Genomic DNA, 18,969 nt, shown 5'->3' with positions numbered 1-18,969 from the left:
AGATACGGGGCAAACGGGGTAACGTTCGCGTTCTCGGGTCGATGCATGACGACGGGGTGTGCTGCACGTGGTGGGCAGACAGGGCAGGGTCACCGGCAAGATCGGGCCGGGCCTTGTGGGCGAGGTGCTGGTGCCGATACGCGGGGGCGTTGAGGCCTTCTATGCCCATCCCAGCGTGCCCGAAGAGGAGATCCCGGTGGGAACGATCATCATCGTCGTCGAGTACTCGCCACCACGCACCGTCTACGTGGCGCGCGCGATCGTCTGACTCTCCCACCCCCCTCATCTCGGAGGTCAACACACATGACCGGTACGGAGCTGGCCTTCTGGGCCGGCGGCATCGTCGTCCTGTTCGTCGTCCTGGTCCTGTTGTTCAAGGCCGTGTGGCGGGTCGCCGAGCCGAACGAGGCGCTCATCATCTCCGGCCTCGGCGCCCACACGAGGAACGAACTGGCCGACAGCCTGGGCTTCAAGATCATCACGGGGAAGGGCACGGCGGTCATCCCGGGCTTCCAGACCGCGCGCCGCCTGCGGCTCGACAGCCGCGCCACCAACCTCCAGGTCAACTGCGTGACCCAGCAGGGCATCCCGGTCCAGGTGCGCGGCGTGATCATCTACAAGGTCGGCGACGACTTCGTCTCCATCGCCAACGCCGCCCGCCGCTTCCTGGACCAGCAGGACAGCATGAGCGGGGCGATCCACGAGCTGTTCACCGGCCACCTGCGCTCGATCATCGGCAACCTCACCGTCGAGGACCTCATCCTCAACCGCGAACGGCTCACCGGCGAGACCCGCAGCAGCGCCGCCGACGAGATGAGCAAGCTCGGCCTGGTCGTCGACTCCCTGCAGATCCAGGAGATCGACGACGAGACCGGCTACATCCTCAACCTCGGCAAGCCGCACGCCGCCAAGGTCGCCGCCTCCGCCCGCATCGCCGAGGCCCAGCGCGACCAGGAGGCCACCGAGGCCGAGCAGGTCGCCGCCGCCAAGAAGGCCGCGGCCATCCGCGAGTCCCAGATCCAGCAGGCGGGCTACCAGGCCGAGGTCGACCAGGCGTCGGCCAAGGCCCGGCAGGCCGGCCCGCTGTCGGAGGCCACGGCCCGCCAGGAGGTCGTCGTCCAGGAGACCCGCGCCGCCGAGCTGGAGGCCAACCTGGCCGAGCAGCGGCTCCAGTCGCAGGTCCGCAAGCCCGCCGACGCCAAGGCCTACGAGACGGTCACCCTCTCCCAGGCCGAGCGCGACGCCCGCATCGCCCAGGCCGAGGCCGAGGCCAGGGAGACCGAGCTGCGCGCCGTCGCGCAGGCGTCCCAGGTGAAGCAGGCCGCCGCCGCCGAGGCCGAGTCGGTGCGGCTGCGCGCCGAGGCGGCCGGCGCGGCCTCCCGCGCCACCGGTGAGGGCGAGGCGGCCGCCGCCCAGGCGCGCGGCCTGGCGGAGGCGGAGGCGGCCAAGGCGCGCGGCCTGGCCGAGGCCGAGGCGGCCAAGGCCAAGGGCCTGGCGGAGGCCGAGGCGATCAGGGCCCGCTCGCAGGCTCTCTCGGAGAACCAGGAGGCCGTCATCGCCCAGCAGCTGGCCGAGAACTGGCCGGCGATCGTCGAGGCCGGCTCCAAGGCGTTCGGCAACGTCGACCACATGGTCGTCCTGAACGGCGCCCAGGGCGTCGAGGAGCTGCTGGCCAAGGCGCTGACCCTCGGCGGCACCGGCCTCGGCCTGGCCCGCTCCCTGCTGTCCGGCGCCACCCCGCCCAACCTGAACGGCGCCCCCGCCGCCCCCGAGACGGCCGTCAACGGCACCGTCCCCCTGGAGAAGTAGCTCAAGGACTCCCGGTCACCCGGACGGGGCCGGGCGCGCACGACGGCGCGCCCGGCCCCGCCGCATGCGTGGCGACGGGCGTGGCGGGCCCTGCGGCGAGTGTTCTAGGCTCGGTGCGGTGACGATCCTCCATCTGGCGCTGGCCGCCGACTGGGAGGCCGCCGTGCGTGCCGGTGAGTACCGCGTGTCCACGCTCGGCCGCACCCTCGAGCAGGAGGGGTTCATCCACGCCAGCGCCGACCGGGCGCAGCTGGACGGGGTGGCCCGGAACTTCTACGCGGCGGTGGCCGCCCCCCTCGTCGTGCTGACCATCGACGAGGCGCTGCTGGACGGCGAGGTCCGCCTGGAGGTGCCTCCCGGCGCGCAGGAGGCCTTCCCGCACATCTACGGCCCCGTCCCCGTCCACGCCGTCACCTCCGTGGAGCCCTTCTCCCTCTGACCGGCCTCGGCCCGAGGACCTCGGCCAGGGCGTCCAGGGCAGCGGCGTAGGAATGCTCCGGCGGTGTCCCGTACCCGACGATGACGCCCTGCGGATGGCCGGGGCTCTCCTGGTGCCAGTAGTCGGCCAGGCCGCCCAGGGCCAGGCCGCGTTCCCCCGCCGCCGCGAGGACGGCCCGTTCGTCAGGGCCGCCGGGCGGCAGGTGGATCAGCGCGTTCAGGCCTGCCGCGATGCCGCCTCCGTCGGTGAACGAGGCGCGCGCGGGGCCGAGGCGCGCCAGCAGCAGGTCGCGACGGCGGCGGTAGTGCAGCCGGCAGGCGCGCACGTGCCGGTCGTAGGCGTGCGAGGTGATCAGGTCGGCCAGGACGAGCTGGCCGAGGGTCTCGGTGTGGTGGTCGGCGTGCAGCTTGGCGTCGGTGACCGGCCCGACCAGGCGCGGGGGCAGGACCATCCAGGCCAGGCGCAGCGCCGGCCCGAGGGTCTTGGAGGCGGTGCCGAGGTAGGCGACGTGATCGGCGGCCATGCCCTGCAGAGCGCCGACGGGCTGGCGGTCGTAGCGGAACTCGCCGTCGTAGTCGTCCTCGATGATCAGTCCGCCGGTGCTGCGCGCCCAGTCCGCGAGGGCGTGGCGGCGTTCGGGGTGCAGGGTGGTGCCGGTCGGGAACTGGTGGGCGGGGGTCACCACGACCGCGCCCACCCCGGCGTAGGCCGCCGTGCTCAGCAGGCCGGTGCGCGCCCCGCGCCCGTCGACCGGCAGGGGCAGGACGCCGGCGCCCGCCCGGCGCACGATGTCCCGGTGGAAGGCCAGCGCCGGATCCTCCATCGCGATGGTGGGCCGCCGGCCGGCGGCGACCACCCCGGCCAGCAGCGCGAGGGCCTGCACGTACCCGGTCGTGATGATGATCCGGTCGGGATCGGCGAGCACCCCGCGGGTGCGCCCGAGATAGCCGGCCAGCGCGGTGCGCAGCGCGGCGGTGCCGCCCGGCGCCCCGTAGCCGTGCACGGCGGCCGGCACGGTCGCCAGCACCCGCCGGGTGGCGCGCAGCCACGCCGCCGAGGGGAACGTGGTCACGTCGGGGCTGCCGGGCCGCAGGTCGAACCTGGGCGCCGGGGAGTCCCCGCCGGCGAGCGGCGCGCCCGCGCGCTGCGGGGCGACGTCGGCGACCGAGGTGCCCGAGCCGTGGCGGGCCGTCAGGTAGCCCTCGGCGATGAGCTGGTCGTAGGCGGCGCTCACCGTGCCGCGCGAGAGCCCGGTCTCGGCGGCCAGCGCCCGGCTGGACGGCAGGCGGGTGCCCGGCGCGAGCCGGCCGTCGCGGATCGCGTCGCGCAGCGCGTGCTCGAGGCCGGTGCGCCGACCGGCGACGGCGTCCATCTCGACGAGCAGGTCGACTCCGAAAGTGGCCCAATCTCCTGACACAACACTGGATCTTACCGCCGGTCCACTGGGCTTCTACCATGGATTTCATGACGACGACGAACACCACGAGCGCACCCGCCACCACGCGGCCGCAGGCCCGTGTCAACTTGAAGAAGCACACCGCCGAGATGTACAGGGCCCTCGGCGAGCTGGACGGCGTGGTCGCCGGCAGCGGCCTGGAGGCCCCGCTGCTCGAACTGGTGCGCATCCGCGCCTCCCAGATCAACGGCTGCGCTTTCTGCGTCGACATGCACACCATCGACGCACGGGCCGCGGGTGAGCGGGAGCAGCGCCTCTACGCCCTCACGGTCTGGCACGAGACGCCGTTCTTCACCGACCGCGAGCGCGCCGCGCTGGAGCTGACCGAGGCGATCACCCTGCTGCCGCAGAGCGGGGTGGGCGACGAGGTCTACGCCCGGGCCGCGGAGCAGTTCGGCGAGGAGGAGCTGTCCAAGCTCATCTGGGCGATCATCATGATCAACGCCTGGAACCGCATCGGCGTCACCTCGCGGCTGGTCCCGGGGAACTACCACCCCTCCGCGCACTGATGACCTCTCCCAAGGCGGCGGAGCTGCGGGCGCTGCACGTGCCCGGACGGCCGCTGGTGCTGCCGAACGTCTGGGACGCCGCCTCCGCGCGCGCCGTGGTGGAGGCGGGCTTCCCCGCCGTGGCCACCGGCAGCGCGGCGGTGGCGCCCGTCCTCGGCTACGCGGACGGCGAGCAGGCGCCGGCCGGCGCGATGCTGGACGCGGTCGCCCGCATCGCCCGCGCGGTGCCGGTGCCGGTCACCGCCGACCTGGAACGGGGGTACGGGCTCGCGCCCGCCGAACTGGTCGAGCGGCTGGTCGCGACGGGGGCGGCCGGTCTCAACCTGGAGGACTCCGACCCGGGCACCGGCTCGCTGGTCGATCCCGATGAGCAGGCCGGCTTCCTGGCGGAGGTGCGGGCCGCCGCCGCGGGGGCGGGAGCCGACCTGGTGATCAACGCGCGGGTGGACACGTACCTGCGCGGCGCGGGGACCTCCCACGGTGCGGGGGCCGCGGACCCGCGCGACGAGGGGACCACCGACCGGCGGCTGGCCGACGCCGTGGAGCGCGGGCGCCGTTACCTGCGGGCGGGAGCCGACTGCGTGTACCCGATCGGCGCCGCCGACCCCGAGGTGATCAAGACGCTGGTCGCCGAGGTGGGCGGGCCGGTCAACGTGCTGTTCCGCCCGGGCGCCCCCTCCCTCGCGGAGCTGGCCGCCCTGGGCGTCGCCCGGGTGAGCTTCGGGCACGGCCTGCACGCCGCCACCCAGCGGTACCTGGCCGCGATGCTGTCCGCGATCGCCTCCGGGGAGAGCCCGTACGAGATCGGCGGCCCGTAGGCGCCCTGACCAGCCCGAACGCCGGCGTCCTGCGGGACCGGTGCCACCGCGCCCACCGCGACGGCGGCGGGACGTGTCGCGTCCGCGACGACCCGCGACGCCTGCGGCCGGCCGGTGAGCCCGTACGGGACGCGTGCGATTGGAGCTCTCCGCACAGGGGCAGGTACCGGCAGGAAGCGCACGCGCCCCCCGGCGGCGACATCGAGCGGGGGGCTGTATGGGCATGAGCGGGTTCCTGGGCAGGTGGCCGGTGCTGCGGCAGCTCACCGGCCCCGACCGCGGCGGCCTCGGAGCGGCGGCCCGCTCGCCCCGCACCGACGCGCTGCGCGCCCGCGTCGCCACCGCCGACCGCGTGGTGAAGTCGGTCTGCCCCTACTGCGCGGTGGGCTGCGCCCAGAACGTGTACGTCTCCGGGGGCAAGGTCGTGCAGATCGAGGGAGACCCCGACTCTCCGGTCAGCCGCGGCAGGCTGTGCCCGAAGGGGTCGGCCTCCCTCCAGCTCACGACCGGCCCGGGGCGCGAGCACGCGGTGCTGTACCGCAGGCCCCACGGCACCGAGTGGGAGCAACTCGACCTGGACACGGCCATGACCATGGTGGCCGACCGGGTGGTGCGCACCCGGCGCGAGACCTGGCAGCAGGAGCACGACGGCAAGCGCGTCGCCAGGACCCTCGGCATCGCCACCCTGGGCGGCGCGACCCTGGACAACGAGGAGAACTACCTCATCAAGAAGCTGATGACCGGGCTCGGCGTGATCCAGGTGGAGAACCAGGCGCGGGTCTGTCACAGCTCCACGGTCACCGGGCTCGGCACCTCCTTCGGCCGGGGCGGTTCCACGACCTTCCTGCAGGACCTCCAGTTCTCCGACTGCATCGTCATCGAGGGCTCCAACTTCGCCGAGGCGCACCCGGTGGGCTTCCAGTGGGTGATGGAGGCCAAGCTGCGCGGCGCCACGATCATCCACGTGGACCCGCGCTTCAGCCGGACCAGCGCGATGGCCGACCTGTACGTGCCGATCCGCCCCGGTTCCGACATCGCCTTCCTCGGCGGGATCATCAACCACGTGCTCCAGGAGGGCAAGGACTTCCGCGAGTACGTCCTCAACTACACCAACGCGTCGAGCATCGTCACCGACGACTACGCCGACACCGAGGACCTGGACGGGGTGTTCTCCGGCTGGGACCCCGGCACCCGCACCTACGACGTCGCGACCTGGCAGTACAAGGGGCCCGCGGTGAAGGCCGCGTCGGGGCGGCGGCTGCGCCTTGACGAGTACCACGTTCCCGGCCGCAGCGAGGCGCACGGCTCGGGCGGCGCCCCGGTCAGCGCGCACCCGCAGTGCGACGAGACGCTCACCGACCCGCGCTGCGTGTACCAGATCCTCAAGCGCCACTTCGCCCGCTACACCCCGGAGTTCGTCCACCGGACGTGCGGCATCCCGCCGGAGCTGTTCCACCGGGTCTGCGACGCGCTGACCGCCAACTCCGGGCGCGAGCGCACCAGCGCGTTCGCCTACGCCGTGGGCTGGACCCAGCACACCGTGGGCACGCAGTACATCCGCGCGGCGAGCATCCTGCAGTTGCTGCTCGGCAACATCGGGCGGCCGGGCGGCGGCATCATGGCGCTGCGCGGCCACGCCAGCATCCAGGGGTCCAGCGACATCCCGACCCTGTACAACCTGCTGCCCGGCTACATCCCGATGCCGTACGCGCACAGCGACGAGGACCTGGACACCTTCGTCGAGGTGATCAGCACGCAGAAGGGGTTCTGGGCCGACGCCCGCAACTACGTCGTCAGCCTGCTCAAGGCCTACTACGGGGATGCGGCGAGGCCGGACAACGACTTCTGTTTCGGCCACCTGCCCCGGCTGACCGGCTCGCACAGCACCTACGACACGACGATGGCCCAGCTCGACGGCGTCTGCAAGGGCTACTTGCTGTTCGGGCAGAACCCGGCGGTGGGGTCGGCCAACGCCCGCCTGCAGCGCCTCGGGATGGCGAACCTGGAGTGGCTGGTCGTGCGCGACTTCTCGCTCATCGAGTCGGCGACCTGGTGGAAGGACGGCCGCGAGGTGCAGAGCGGCGAGTTGCGCACCGAGGAGATCGCCACCGAGGTGTTCTTCTTCCCCGCCGCCGCGCACACCGAGAAGAGCGGCACCTTCACCAACACCAACCGCCTGCTCCAGTGGCACGACACGGCCGTCGAACCCGCGGGCGACCGCCGCAGCGACCTGTGGTTCACCTACCACCTGGGCCGGATGGTCAAAGAGCGGCTGGCCGGCTCGGACGAGCCGGGCGACCGCGCGTTCCTCGACCTGGCCTGGGACTACCCGGTCGAGGGCCCGCTCGCCGAGCCGAGCGCCGCCGCCGTCCTCCAGGAGATCAACGGGTACGGCCCCGGCGGGCGGCTCCTGTCGGGCTACACCGAGCTGCGCGACGACGGCTCGACGCGGTGCGGCTGCTGGATCTACTGCGGGGTGTACGCCGACGGCGTCAACCAGGCGGCGCGCCGCAGGCCGCACACCGAGCAGAGCTGGACCTCCCGCGAATGGGGCTGGGCCTGGCCGCTCAACCGGCGCATCCTGTACAACCGCGCGTCGGCCGACCCGGAGGGCGCCCCGTGGAGCCCGCGCAAGGCGTACGTGTGGTGGGACGCCTCACTCGGCCGGTGGACCGGGCACGACGTGCCGGACTTCGTCGAGGACCGGCCCCCTGACCACCGGCCGCCCGAGGACGCCGAGGGCGTGGACGCGCTGTCGGGCATCGACCCGTTCATCATGCAGGGCGACGGGAAGGGCTGGCTGTTCGCGCCCGCCGGGCTGATGGACGGCCCGCTGCCGACCCACTACGAGCCGCAGGACACCCCGTCGGAGAACCTGCTGCACCCCGCGCAGCGCGGCAACCCCGCCCGGCTGACCTACGACCGGCCCGGCAACCGCTACCACCCGCCCGGCAGCGAGGTCTACCCGTACGTGGTCACCACCTACCGGCTGACCGAGCACTTCACCGCCGGGGGCATGAGCCGCTGGGTGCCGTACCTGTCGGAGCTCCAGCCGCAGATGTTCTGCGAGGTGTCGCCGGAGCTGGCCGAGGAGCGCCTGCTGGAGCACGGCGGCTGGGCCACCGTCATCAGCGCGCGCGGCGCCATCGAGGCCAGGGTCATGGTCACCGACCGGATGCCGTCGTTGCACCTGGACGGCCGGGTCGTCCACCAGATCGGCCTGCCCTACCACTGGGGACCGAACGGCCTGGCCGTCGGCGACCCCGCGAACGAGCTGACCTCCATCGTGCTCGACCCGAACGCCGACATCCAGGAGACCAAGGTGCTCACCGCCGACATCCAGCCGGGACGGCGGCCGCGCGGACCCGGCCTGCCGCGCCTGGTGGAGACCTTCCGCCGCCGCGCCGGCATCGACCAGCCCGCACACCAGGGTGGCGTGCGATGACGGCGCCTCCGGCCGCCGGGCTGCCCGCGGTCCAGGAGGAGACCGGCTACCCGGAGCATCCGCCGCGGATGGGCTTCTTCACCGACACCTCGGTGTGCATCGGGTGCAAGGCGTGCGAGGTGGCCTGCAAGGAGTGGAACCGGCTTCCCGCGGACGCGCCTTTCGAGCTCACCGCCATGTCCTTCGACAACACCGGGCAGCTGTCGGGGTCCACCTGGCGGCACGTCGCCTTCATCGAACAGCGCAAGCCGGTGCGCGCGCCGCAGGCCCCCGGCGGACGGCCTTCCGGCGACCAGGGGGCCGGTGACCTGCGCTGGCTGATGGCCTCCGACGTGTGCAAACACTGCACCGACGCGGCCTGCCTGAACGTCTGCCCCACCGGCTCGCTGTTCCGCACCGAGTTCGGCACGGTCGTCGTCCAGGAGGACGTGTGCAACGGCTGCGGCTACTGCGTCTCGGCCTGCCCGTACGGGGTGATCGACAAGCGCGAGGACGACGGCCGGGTGTTCAAGTGCACGCTGTGCTACGACCGCCTCGGCGATGGGCTCGTCCCGGCCTGCGCCAAGGCGTGCCCGACCGAGTCCATCCAGTTCGGGCCGGTGGACGAGCTGCTCGAACGGGCCGAGGCGCGTCTGCGCTCGCTGCACCGCGACGGCGTCCAGGACGCCCGCCTCTACGGCGAGGACCCCGAGGACGGGGTGCGCGGCAACGGCGCGTTCTTCCTGCTGCTGGACGAGCCGGAGGTGTACGGCCTGCCGCCCGCCCCCATGGACCCCACCCGCGACCTGCCGTCGATGTGGCGGCACGCGGCCGCCGCCGCGGCGGCCCTGGTCTGCGGGGTCGCCGCCGCCTTCCTCACGGCACGCCGATGAGGCTCGGCGGCGCCGCGGACATCAGCGCGACGAGAGCGAGGAGCGAGATGACGACGCGTGGACGCGCCGGCGGCGGGGCCACCCTGATGGCCGATTCGATCGCGGAGGAGTTCACCTCCTACTACGACCGGCCCATCCTCAAGCCGCCGGTCTGGCGGGAACTGCACATCGGCGGGTACCTGTACCTGGGCGGACTGGCCGGCGCCTCCTCGGCGCTCGCGGCCGGCGGCGAGCTGACCGGCCGCCCGTCCCTGGCCCGCGCGACGAAACTCGCCGCGCTCGCCGGCATCACGCTGTCGCTGGCCGCGCTGGTCGCCGATCTCGGGCGCCCGGCCCGCTTCGTCAACATGCTGCGCGTCGTCAAGCCGTCCTCGCCGATGAACATGGGCTCCTGGCTGCTGGCCGCGTACGCGCCGCTGGCCGGGGTCAGCGCGCTCACCGACCTCACCGGCAGGTTCCCCCTCGTGGGACGGGTCGCCGGGTACGGCGCGGCGGTCCTCGGACCGGCGGTCAGCACCTACACCGCGGTGCTGATCGGCGACACCGCCGTGCCCGCCTGGCACCAGGGACACCGCGAGATGCCGTTCCTGTTCGCCGGCTCGGCCATGGCCACGGCGGCCGGGGCGGCCCTCATCGCCACGCCGGCGGCCGAGAACGCCCCGGCGCGCCGCGCGGCCGTGCTCGGCGCCGCGCTGGAACTGGCCGCCGGGCGGCTGATGCGCCGCCGCCTCGGCATGGTCGCCGAGGCGTACGAGCGGGGACGGCCCGGCACGCTGACCCGCGCCGGCGAACTCCTGAGCCTGGCCGGCGCCCTGACCGCCCTGGCCGCCGATGGCCGCCCAGGGCGGGGACGGGCCCTCGCGGTCGTCTCGGGCGCCGCGCTGATGGCAGCCTCGGTCTGCGTCCGCTTCGGGGTGTTCTCGGCGGGCGTCGCCTCCAGCCAGGACCCCCGCTACACCGTCGTCCCGCAGCGCGCCCGCCTGTCCACCCCGCCGTCCTAGGAGCGCCGCGCACCCGCCTCACCTCCCGCCGTCCTGGAAGCGCCGCGCACCCGCCTTGACCCGCCGTTCTAGGAGCGCCGCGCCGCGCCTGCGGGTGCCGGCGCCGGACGCGTGGCGGGGCGCCAGGCGGCGCGGGCGGCGGCGGCGGAACAGGCTCCGGCGAGGAGCAGGACGGCGATGGCCGCCGCGGTCCAGCCGAGTCCGGCGCTCAGGTACAGCCCGCCGAGCACGGCGATGGCGCCGACGGAGGAGAGCACGGGGCCGGTCGAGTTCAGCGCCGACAGCGCGGACGCCCGGCCGGGGCCGGCCACCGCCGACACCTGGGCGATCAGCGGGCTGTACCCGGCCGCGTGGCCCGCCCCCGCCGCGAACAGCAGCGGCGTCACCAGCGCCACCGGCCACCCGCCGCCCCACAGCCCGGTCACCGCCGCCACCGCCCCCGCGACTCCGGCGAAGACGACCGGGCCGGCGACCGGGAGGGCCGCCTGCGTCCGTTCCGGCAGCCGGGTCCAGGTCAGGCTCAGCGCGGCGAACCCCGCCGCGTAGGGTGCGAAGGCCAGCCCCGCGCCGAACGGGCCGAACCCCAGCCGCCCCTGCAGGTGGAGGGTCAGCGCGAACAGGAAGGCCGCGTAGCAGGCCATCACCGTGAAGCACGCGACCAGCGCGGGCCGCACACCCCTGGGACGCAGCACCGTCAGGTCGAGCAGCGGCTGCCCGCCGCGCAGGGCCATGCGGCGCTCGAACCGCGCGAATCCCGCGAGCAGCAAGGCCCCGGCGGCCAGCGACGCCCACGTCCAGGGCCGCCAGCCGTGCTCCCTGCCGAAGATCAGCGGCGTGATCAGGGCCGTCATCGCCACGGTCAGCAGGCCGACGCCGGCCAGGTCCAGCCGCGCGGCCGTCGCGCCCGCGCGCGGCAGCGCCCGCACGCCGGCGACCAGCAGGACCGCGCCGGCCGGCACGTTGATGAGGAACGCCGGACGCCAGCCGAGGCCGAACAGGTCGGCCCCCACGACGAGCCCGCCGGCCAGCTGGCCGAGCGCCACCCCGAGGGCCAGCACCATCGAGTACAGCCCGATCGCCCGCTTGCGCGCCGCCCCGTCGAAACGCAGCTGGATGAGGGAGAACACCTGCGGCGTCATCAGCGCCGCGGCGGCGGCCTGCACGATCCGCGCCGCCACCAGCGCGGGGGCCGCCCAGGCCAGCCCGCACAGCAGGGAAGCCAGCGTGAAGCCGGCCAGCCCGCCGAGGAAGGCCCGCCGGTGGCCGAGCACGTCGCCGAGCCGCGCGCCGGTGACGATCAGCAGGCCGAGGGCCAGCATGTACGCGGAGGCGACGAGCTGCACCATCGCCCCGTCGCCGCCGAGGTCGCGCTGGATGGACGGCAGCGCCACCGTGACGATCGAGCCGTCCATCGATGCCATCGTCTGGCCGGCGAGCAGGACCGCGAGGACGGTGCCGCCCCGCCGCCGGGTGAGCGTGGAAACCATTCCGACAGGCTCGCCCGCCGTCCCGCCCCGCGTCTTGCACGTATTTGCGCTTCTTCCTTCGGACGCCCGAAATGTGGCCGGATCGGGCACGGGAAGTGGGGTGGCCGTGCCTAAGGTGGGCGGGTGCGTACGTCCCGACGGGTGGTGGACGGGTCAGACTTCTCCGTCCATGTGGTGTCATGCGGTGAACGGCACGACGGATGGTCGGCGCCGGAGGAGGGCCACGGCAACGGCCTCGTGCTCGTGCGGCGCGGCAGGTTCCGCGTGCGCAGCGACGGCGACGAGGTGAGCGCCGACCCGACGATGGGTTATCTGACGGTCCCCGGCCGCGAGTACGCCTTCGCGCACCCGGCGGGCGGCGATGTGTGCACCTTCATCCACGTGCGGGAGCCGCTGTGGCACGCCGTGGCCGGCGACGAGCCGCCGCGGGCGCCGGTCGCGGTCGACGGCAGGGTCGAGCTCGCCCACCGGCTGCTCCTGCGCGCCACGGCCGACGCCGCCGACCCGGTGGAGCGGCTGGTGGACGCGATCGCCGCCGCGGTGCGCGTCCCCCGGTCCCGGACCCGGGCGGGTCGTGGCCGGGGCGAGCTGGCGGCGCGGGCGCGGGAGGCCATCGTCGCGGGCGCCCCGGAGTCGGCCGACCTGGTGCGGCTGGCGCGGGCCCTCGGCGTGTCGCCCTCGCACCTGAGCCGCACGTTCCGCGCGCACGTCGGCATGACCGTCAGCGGCTACCGCAACCGGGTGCGGGTCAGCCGGGCCCTGGCCCGCATCGAGGAGGGCGAGACCGACCTGGCCGGGCTGGCGCTCGCCCTGGGGTTCGCCGACCAGGCCCACCTGACCCGGACGGTCCGCGCCGTCCTCGGCCACCCGCCCGGCCACGTCCGCGGCCTGTTCTCCGGCTGATCTCCGCACGATGATCCGGGCCCGCGCCCGGCCGGGTGGAATCGTCCGCGAATGGCGGCGCGAATGGCCGGGAATCGTCATCGGATTGGAATGACAAATGGTCTGAATAAGTTTTTTCGCCATGATATGATGGCGAAAGTCGTATATAGGCTCTCCGATCGTGAACGAAAACGGAGAACCGAGCCGCACCGCCCTCATGGCGGCCGCCGCCCGCGCCGCGCATCTGATCGTCGACGACCCGCCGCTGATCTTCGCCGACACGCTGGCCCACGCGCTGCTCGCCGACCGCGCCGAGGAACTCCTCGCCTACCACCGGCTGCACGGCGCCCACCTCATCCTCTCCGGCGTCCGCGCCGCGGCCGTCACCCGCGCCCGCCACACCGAGGACCGGCTCGCCGACGCCGTGCGCCGCGGCGTCGCCCAGTATGTGATCCTCGGCGCGGGTCTCGACTCCTACGCCTACCGGGCCGGCGCCGGCGCGCCGGTCCAGGTCTACGAGGTCGACCATCCGGCGACCCAGGCGTGGAAGAGCGCGGCCCTGGCCGGCGCGGGCATCGCCGTCCCCGACACCGTGACCTTCGTCCCCGCCGACTTCGAGAACGACGCGCTGCTGGACGGGCTGACCCGCGCGGGCTTCGACCCCTCCCGTCCCGCCTTCGTGAGCTGGCTCGGCGTGACGATGTACCTGACCAGGGAGGGCATCGGCCGCACCCTGGAGGTGATCGGCGGGTTCGCGCCCGGGTCGCAGGTCGTCGTCGACCACATGCTGCCGGAGGAACTGCGCGACGAGGCCGGGCAGGCGTACGTCGAGGGCGTCATGCCCATGGCCGCCGAGCAGGGCGAACCGTGGCTGTCGATGCTCGGCCCCGAGGAGATGGCCGCCCTGCTCGCCGAGCACGGGCTGACGGCCGTCGAGCACGCCGGCCAGCGCGAGTCCGTGGACGCCGCCCTGTGGACCCGCACCGACAGCCTGCGCCCGTCGGCCCTGTCCATGCTCACCCGCGCGGTCGTCCAGAGCTGACCTCGGGACGTCCAGGTCCCAGGCGTGCCGGACCGGTTTCTGGGGCTGGGAGGTTCAGGCGTGCCGGGTGCGGAGCCGGACGCCGTTCCAGAGCCAGCGGCGGGCGACGGCGAGGGCGAGGGGCGGCGGCACCGTGCCCGCGCCGAGGCCCACGTCCACGAGCAGGTCGAAGACCTCCTTGCGGCGGGCGGCGGTGGCGATCGCGGCGTCGATGAACCCCGGCGACCGGGCGGCGCGCGAGAGCAGGTCCGTGGTGCGCAGGTGCCGTCCGAGCGCCCTGGCCAGCTTGCGGCGGTAGGCGGGCAGCGGGTCCGCCGCCTCGACGGCGGCCTCCCCGGCCAGCCGGCCGGACAGCAACGCGTAGTAGATGCCCTCGCCTGTCAGCGGGTTGATCAGGCTCGCCGCGTCGCCGGCCAGCAGCACCCGCCCGGCGCCGGGCCTCGGCCGGCCGGGGGACAGCGGCAGGTGGTGGGCGCGCAGGTCGCGAGCGGGCAGGTGGGGCAGCAGCTCGGCGAGCCGGCCGTGCAGGACCTCCCGGCCCGGACGGCCGGTGGCGCGCAGCCGCGGCAGCATCATCCCGAACCCGACGTTCGCCGTGCCGTCCCCGATGGGGAAGGACCACGCGTAGGCGGGCCACCCGTCCCGCTGCATGGCGATGAACTGGACGTCGTCGTCGGCGGGAACCTCGGCGTAGCCGCGCACCGCGATCGCGGTGTGCCCGTCGGGCGACGGCGGCACCCCGATCAGGCGCCGCACGGCCGAGTTGGCCCCGTCGGCGGCGACGACCACGCGCGCGGCCAGCACGTCGTCCAGGACGACCCGGTCGTCGCGCGCGGCGAGCCCGCGGACGCGGTGCCGGCGCACCTCGACCCCCCTCGCGCGGGCGGCCTCGACCAGGCGGGCGTCGAAGACCGCCCGCGGGACCACGTGATTGGGGCGGGCGACGGCGGCGGTCACCCGTGCGCCGCCCGGAGACACCACCGACAGCCCCCGCGTTGGCCGGTAGTCGTCGATCAGATCGGGGACGCCGAGCAGGGCGAGCTCTTCGCGGCCGTGCGCGGCGATGCCGTCCCCGCACGCCTTGTCACGCGGGAAGTCGGCCTTGTCGACCAGGAGCACCCGGGCGTCCGGTCGTAGTTGCCTGGCGCGGATGGCCGCCGCCGCACCCGCCGGCCCGCCCCCGACCACGACGACATCCCAGATCGTGTCCACCCGCCCAGCCTGCCACAGCGCGGATGCGGGGGCGTCCAGGAAGAATGTCGATTTTACAGGACGCGGTCAGCTTGTAAAGAGCGATTGTCCGCGAATATCGGCACCGGTATTGATCAGATTATGTTCCGGCGTTCCGGGTTATTTCGCCTCATTGTTGTGCCGTGGCCGATCGCCGCCCCGCGAGCCATCCCCCGACAAAGCCGGAGCCCCCCATGATGAGACGTGCCCTCGCGACCGTCGCCCTCTCCCTCGTCACGATACTCGGTTTAACAATACCCGCATACGCGGTGACGCTCGAGCAAAAGCTCGCCGCACTTTCCAGTTTCAGCCAGCCCACGTCGGCCAGCTCCTCCGCCTGGCAGGCCGCCTGGCAGAACCAGGGCAACTGGGCGGACTACGCCTTCGACTGGTCGACCGACCTGTGCTCCAGCAGCCCTGACCAGCCGCTCGGCTTCGACTTCAGAATGCCGTGCAGGCGGCACGACTTCGGGTACCGCAACTACAAGGCCGTGAACCAGTTCCCGGCGAACAAGTCGCGCATCGACGACTCCTTCTACTTCGACATGAAGGCGGTCTGCGCCGGATATTCGACCATCCCGCGGGCCACCTGCAACAGCGTCGCCTGGACCTACTACCAGGCGGTCAAGGAATTCGGCTCCCTGAACGTCACCGACGCCCAGCTCGAGCGCATCCGCCAGACCGCCGAGAAGACCGCCCAGAACGCCACCACCTGACCGGCCCTGGTCCTACCGGTCCCACCCCTCTGCTCCAGTCCTGTGCGTACGCCAGGCTGAAGCAGAGGGGCGCAGGCGCGATCCAGGGGCTTGGACGGTCTTAGGAGAGCGCTGTCGAGGTAGTTGCGGCGTCACAGAGCGGAGTTGGAGTTTTGCGCCCGCGCTAGGAGTTCGTCACGGGTCACCTCACTCATAAGGGTTAGGTTGTACAAATGCTCGATCGTGGCATGGCGACCGACTTGCAACCGGGACGCGATCGCTGCCACGACCGCTGGCTCTTCGACGGACTCCGGCTGTTCCGCGATGATCTCCTGTACCAGCACGGTGGGCATCAGGAACATCGCGGCGAAAGCATTCGCGCGGCGCTCGACGCTCCTCGGCGCCCACGGGCCGCTCGCTATGGCGAGCTTTTGTCCTTGTGACCTGTCGAACAGCAGATGACACAACTCGTGAGCCATGCTGAATCGTCTGGCGCGGCCATGATTGAAGGAGAGGGATGACTCGTTGTGCACCACCGTCGGCTGGTGGTGCGGGCCGACGATAGAGCAAGCTCGAATGTCGCGGTCTCGGAGCCGGCGTGAGATGACGGTCACATTCAGCCGTTGAAGCAGTCCTTCAATGTCGACGGAGCCGCCTGAGCTGGTGAGATCGATCCTTTCGTGCACCCATTCCGCAAGCTCGTACCCTTGCTCCCAGTCGGGGATGGCGGGGTCGGGAAGGATCTCGAAGCTGAGATCCTCTAGTTCTGTCGTGTCGACGTCACGGGAATATCGCTCCACCAGCACCGAGGCCAGGGTGCGTACGTCCTCGCTGGTGATCGTAGGCGCGACGGAGCTGAACAGCAGAGCCGCATGACACGAGCCGGAGATCACGAGCGGGGATTCCTCCACGGCGAGGACCTCGGTGACCTGTTCGGAGTCTCCGGTCTCCTGCAATGTGGCGACGATCTCATTCCAGCGGATTTGCATGTCATCGGCTGGCGTGCCGCTGACAAGACGCGAACCGAGAGTGGGAGGCCTCCGCAGGCCGGCGAGCCAGTCGAGCCGGACGTGGTGCTGGTCCGGTAGCCGTAGTTTGTCGATCTGCCCGCGGAGTTCCGTGAGCCGGGTGCTTTCGGGATGCAGGTTGAGCAGATGATCTGTCGCAGATCGCAACAGCTCGTACAGCGGCCGTGCCACCTTTGCCGGAGGAAGGTAGACGACTCCATGGCTCGCACTGTGGCGAAATCCCCGCGGCGAACCAGCCAACGGCTCATCGTCCCAGCTGACCTCGATGGAATCACGGAACCGGCGTATCACTACATTAGGGAACAAACCACCGGCACGGGCCGCTCGCAAAGCATGCCGTGCATGCCACTCGTACCAATCCTCCTCCCACGTAAGGATGTCCGATTCGTCGGCGAGCGCGGGAGCATTGCGCGTGACGATCAAGGCGGTCGCCGCTGCGCCCTCCACGTTTCGATTCGGTAGGCGCTCCTCATGGAACAGAGGATTCCAGTGTTCGGCGATCCATTCCAAGACGGGAAGCAGATACCAATGTGTGCTCTGGAGAGGCTCTCCCTGGCTCACGTGCGCCGAGAGATTGTGTCCGTCCGCCCAGATCTGCAGAGCACCCCACGACGCCGACTCTTCCGTTGTCGCCGCCGAACCCTCGTCAGGATCGGACATGAAGGCGAGACGAGCCGCGAAGCCATCAGTGCTGCCTTCGAATCTCTCCCATGAGATGGTCATCGGTTCCGACGCCTTTTCGCTCGCTGGACCGTTCTTCGGTCGACTCTCTCCGCAGCCACCCACTTGGAGACAAGAAGTGGTGGTACCTCATGCCAGTCGACGGGGTAGCCATGCCACCTGCCTTCGGCATGCTGCTGCGCGCAATAGGCACGGTCTCCATCTGTGGCATAACGCTTCTTGCCTTCGGTGTCGCTCTGCGCGAGCAAGCCGGGACCGTCTGCGTCGCGCGGACATATGGAGCCGTGTCGACCAGGACTGGGGATGGGCTTGTGTTTCGGGTTGGGCTCGTAGGTGAGGGCGAAGGTCTCGACCTCATCGTTAGATTGCCCCAGATCGCTGTCCGTCACCCACGGTCCTCCGTCATGGAATATGTCAAGAGCGACGACCGCACACCTCTGCTGAGGCGTCCGCACAGTCGCCTCGAAGTATCGAAGCACTGGACTGCGGCCCTGGACATCTTCGCATTCGGGGCCTCAACGGTGATGGAATCCTTGGACGTACCGGGCCTGGAACACCCACTTCGTCCAGAGGGCCTGGCAGAGGCCCTCACATGTTCTGCGGCTCAGGCGATGGGGCGCATCAGCGGATCGGTGACGCCGCCGGGGCAGGCCAGGCGGGCGATGTCCCAGCCGGCGAGCCGGGCCCCCGCCCGGTAGGCGCTCTCGTAGAAGGCGAGCACGGCGGCGTGCGGGTCGGTGTCGGTGCGGGCGTCCGCGTGGCGCAGCACCGCGAGATGGCTCCCGCCCTGCTCGGTCCACCGGGCCGCCGGCGGCAGCAGCGGCTCGTTCGCCAGCCCCGCCGGCTCGGGGGCGGTGTAGGAGTAGAAGGCGGGCTCGGGAAAGGCGTCGTCGCCGAACCAGAACCCCGAGCTGATCACTTCCCGTGAGTACGCCTCGCGCGTCACCGGGTCGGCGTCGGGTGACGGCTCGACCTGGCGGTCGGAGAAGCGGGTGCAGGCGATGTCGAAGGTGTGCCAGAAGTGGTGCACCGGGCTGATCTTGCCGGAGAACCCCGCCGCGAACTCCTCCAGCAGCAGGTTCACCTGGTTCAGGACCCGCCAATATCGGGTAACCGCCGCCGGGTCGTAGGCCGCGTGCTCGGTGTCCTCGGCGAACGGCCGGTCGGAGTCGGGCAGGTCGAACGGCCTCGGGATGTCGATGTGCACGTCGATCCCGAGGTCGTCCAGCGCCCTCATGGTCTCCCGGTAGAAGGACGCCACCGAGTGCCCGTACAGGGGGAACGAGATCATCCTGCCGTCGCCCCTGGCCACCTCCAGCCGGTGGCCGACGAAGTCGAAGTCGATGGTGAAGATCGGGTTGCCGTCGGCCTGTCCCATGGGACGCGTGGTGAGCCCGCGCCCGGTCAGGTGGAAGGGCGCGTTCCACCAGTGGTTGCGCCGCACTCCGGCGGCGAGCCGGATCTTGCCCACCACCTGGGCGAAGCGGTGCAACGTCTCCTTGGTGTCCTGCCAGTCGGCCACCGGCACCTGCGGGAACAGCTCCATGACACCACCCTGCCCCATGCGGTCCGCAC

At 72.2% G+C, this 18,969-nt stretch carries 16 protein-coding genes; 11 read left to right on the top strand and 5 right to left on the bottom strand.

The window, feature by feature from the left end:
* Positions 1–58: 58 nt before the first annotated feature.
* From ACFQSB_RS07835 to ACFQSB_RS07825, 3 genes are all read left to right on the top strand, one after another.
* On the top strand, positions 59–268 hold the full coding sequence (locus ACFQSB_RS07835; protein ID WP_354842634.1) for a hypothetical protein: 210 nt from the start codon (positions 59–61) through the stop codon (positions 266–268).
* A gap of 35 nt (positions 269–303) precedes the next feature.
* Positions 304–1,809: an SPFH domain-containing protein gene (locus tag ACFQSB_RS07830; protein WP_380825246.1), complete on the top strand. Its 1,506-nt coding sequence runs from the start codon at positions 304–306 to the stop codon at positions 1,807–1,809.
* A 118-nt stretch (positions 1,810–1,927) separates the two neighbouring features.
* Positions 1,928–2,248 carry a DUF952 domain-containing protein gene (locus tag ACFQSB_RS07825; RefSeq protein WP_354918376.1) on the top strand — a complete coding sequence of 107 codons (321 nt, stop codon included), beginning with the start codon at positions 1,928–1,930 and terminating at the stop codon, positions 2,246–2,248.
* Here the strand turns inward: ACFQSB_RS07825 and pdxR are convergent.
* Complete coding sequence (pdxR, locus tag ACFQSB_RS07820) at positions 2,220–3,665, bottom strand: MocR-like pyridoxine biosynthesis transcription factor PdxR (RefSeq protein ID WP_380825244.1); 1,446 nt, start codon at positions 3,663–3,665, stop codon at positions 2,220–2,222. The genes ACFQSB_RS07825 and pdxR overlap by 29 nt on opposite strands.
* Positions 3,666–3,712: 47 nt before the next feature.
* Between pdxR and ACFQSB_RS07815 the strand changes: the two genes are divergently transcribed.
* From ACFQSB_RS07815 to nrfD, 5 genes are all read left to right on the top strand, one after another.
* The gene (locus tag ACFQSB_RS07815; protein WP_380825243.1) at positions 3,713–4,213 is read left to right on the top strand and encodes a carboxymuconolactone decarboxylase family protein; all 501 of its coding nucleotides are present in this window, start codon (positions 3,713–3,715) and stop codon (positions 4,211–4,213) included.
* Positions 4,213–5,031, top strand: coding sequence for an isocitrate lyase/PEP mutase family protein (locus ACFQSB_RS07810; RefSeq protein ID WP_380825242.1), 819 nt, complete (start codon positions 4,213–4,215; stop codon positions 5,029–5,031). Before ACFQSB_RS07815 ends, ACFQSB_RS07810 begins: the two co-directional genes overlap by 1 nt.
* Before the next feature lie 217 nt (positions 5,032–5,248).
* Positions 5,249–8,476, top strand: a complete 3,228-nt coding sequence (gene fdh, locus ACFQSB_RS07805; protein WP_380825241.1) for a formate dehydrogenase — start codon at positions 5,249–5,251, stop codon at positions 8,474–8,476.
* A complete protein-coding gene (locus ACFQSB_RS07800; RefSeq protein WP_380825239.1) occupies positions 8,473–9,348 on the top strand; it encodes a 4Fe-4S dicluster domain-containing protein in 876 nt (291 codons plus the stop codon). The genes fdh and ACFQSB_RS07800 overlap by 4 nt, the downstream gene beginning before the upstream one ends.
* 47 nt (positions 9,349–9,395) lie before the next feature.
* The gene (gene nrfD / locus ACFQSB_RS07795; protein WP_380825237.1) at positions 9,396–10,349 is read left to right on the top strand and encodes an NrfD/PsrC family molybdoenzyme membrane anchor subunit; all 954 of its coding nucleotides are present in this window, start codon (positions 9,396–9,398) and stop codon (positions 10,347–10,349) included.
* 68 nt (positions 10,350–10,417) lie between these two features.
* Here the strand turns inward: nrfD and ACFQSB_RS07790 are convergent, their stop codons facing one another.
* Complete coding sequence (locus ACFQSB_RS07790) at positions 10,418–11,836, bottom strand: MFS transporter (protein ID WP_380825236.1); 1,419 nt, start codon at positions 11,834–11,836, stop codon at positions 10,418–10,420.
* 123 nt (positions 11,837–11,959) lie between these two features.
* Here ACFQSB_RS07790 and ACFQSB_RS07785 point away from each other — a divergent pair, with 123 nt between their 5' ends.
* A complete protein-coding gene (locus ACFQSB_RS07785; RefSeq protein ID WP_380825235.1) occupies positions 11,960–12,739 on the top strand; it encodes a helix-turn-helix domain-containing protein in 780 nt (259 codons plus the stop codon).
* A 160-nt stretch (positions 12,740–12,899) separates the two neighbouring features.
* Entirely contained in the window at positions 12,900–13,760 is an 861-nt protein-coding gene (locus ACFQSB_RS07780; RefSeq protein WP_380825233.1) for a class I SAM-dependent methyltransferase, read from the top strand.
* Positions 13,761–13,814: 54 nt separating this feature from the next.
* Here the strand turns inward: ACFQSB_RS07780 and ACFQSB_RS07775 are convergent, their stop codons facing one another.
* On the bottom strand, positions 13,815–14,972 hold the full coding sequence (locus tag ACFQSB_RS07775) for an NAD(P)/FAD-dependent oxidoreductase (protein WP_380825231.1): 1,158 nt from the start codon (positions 14,970–14,972) through the stop codon (positions 13,815–13,817).
* A 287-nt stretch (positions 14,973–15,259) separates the two neighbouring features.
* Here ACFQSB_RS07775 and ACFQSB_RS07770 point away from each other — a divergent pair, with 287 nt between their 5' ends.
* Entirely contained in the window at positions 15,260–15,706 is a 447-nt protein-coding gene (locus tag ACFQSB_RS07770) for a phospholipase (RefSeq protein WP_380825229.1), read from the top strand.
* Positions 15,707–15,837: 131 nt separating this feature from the next.
* On the opposite strand, the gene ACFQSB_RS07765 is transcribed toward ACFQSB_RS07770, so the two are convergent.
* Both ACFQSB_RS07765 and ACFQSB_RS07760 read right to left on the bottom strand, forming a co-directional pair.
* A complete protein-coding gene (locus ACFQSB_RS07765; RefSeq protein WP_380825227.1) occupies positions 15,838–17,436 on the bottom strand; it encodes an ImmA/IrrE family metallo-endopeptidase in 1,599 nt (532 codons plus the stop codon).
* A gap of 562 nt (positions 17,437–17,998) precedes the next feature.
* Positions 17,999–18,940: a DUF5996 family protein gene (locus ACFQSB_RS07760; protein ID WP_380825226.1), complete on the bottom strand. Its 942-nt coding sequence runs from the start codon at positions 18,938–18,940 to the stop codon at positions 17,999–18,001.
* Positions 18,941–18,969 lie beyond the last annotated feature (29 nt).

It is taken from the genome of Sphaerisporangium rhizosphaerae (genome assembly GCF_042665155.1).
In the GTDB taxonomy this organism is placed as follows: Bacteria; Actinomycetota; Actinomycetes; order Streptosporangiales; family Streptosporangiaceae; genus Sphaerisporangium; species Sphaerisporangium rhizosphaerae.
This window is presented reverse-complemented; position numbering and strand designations above follow the sequence as displayed.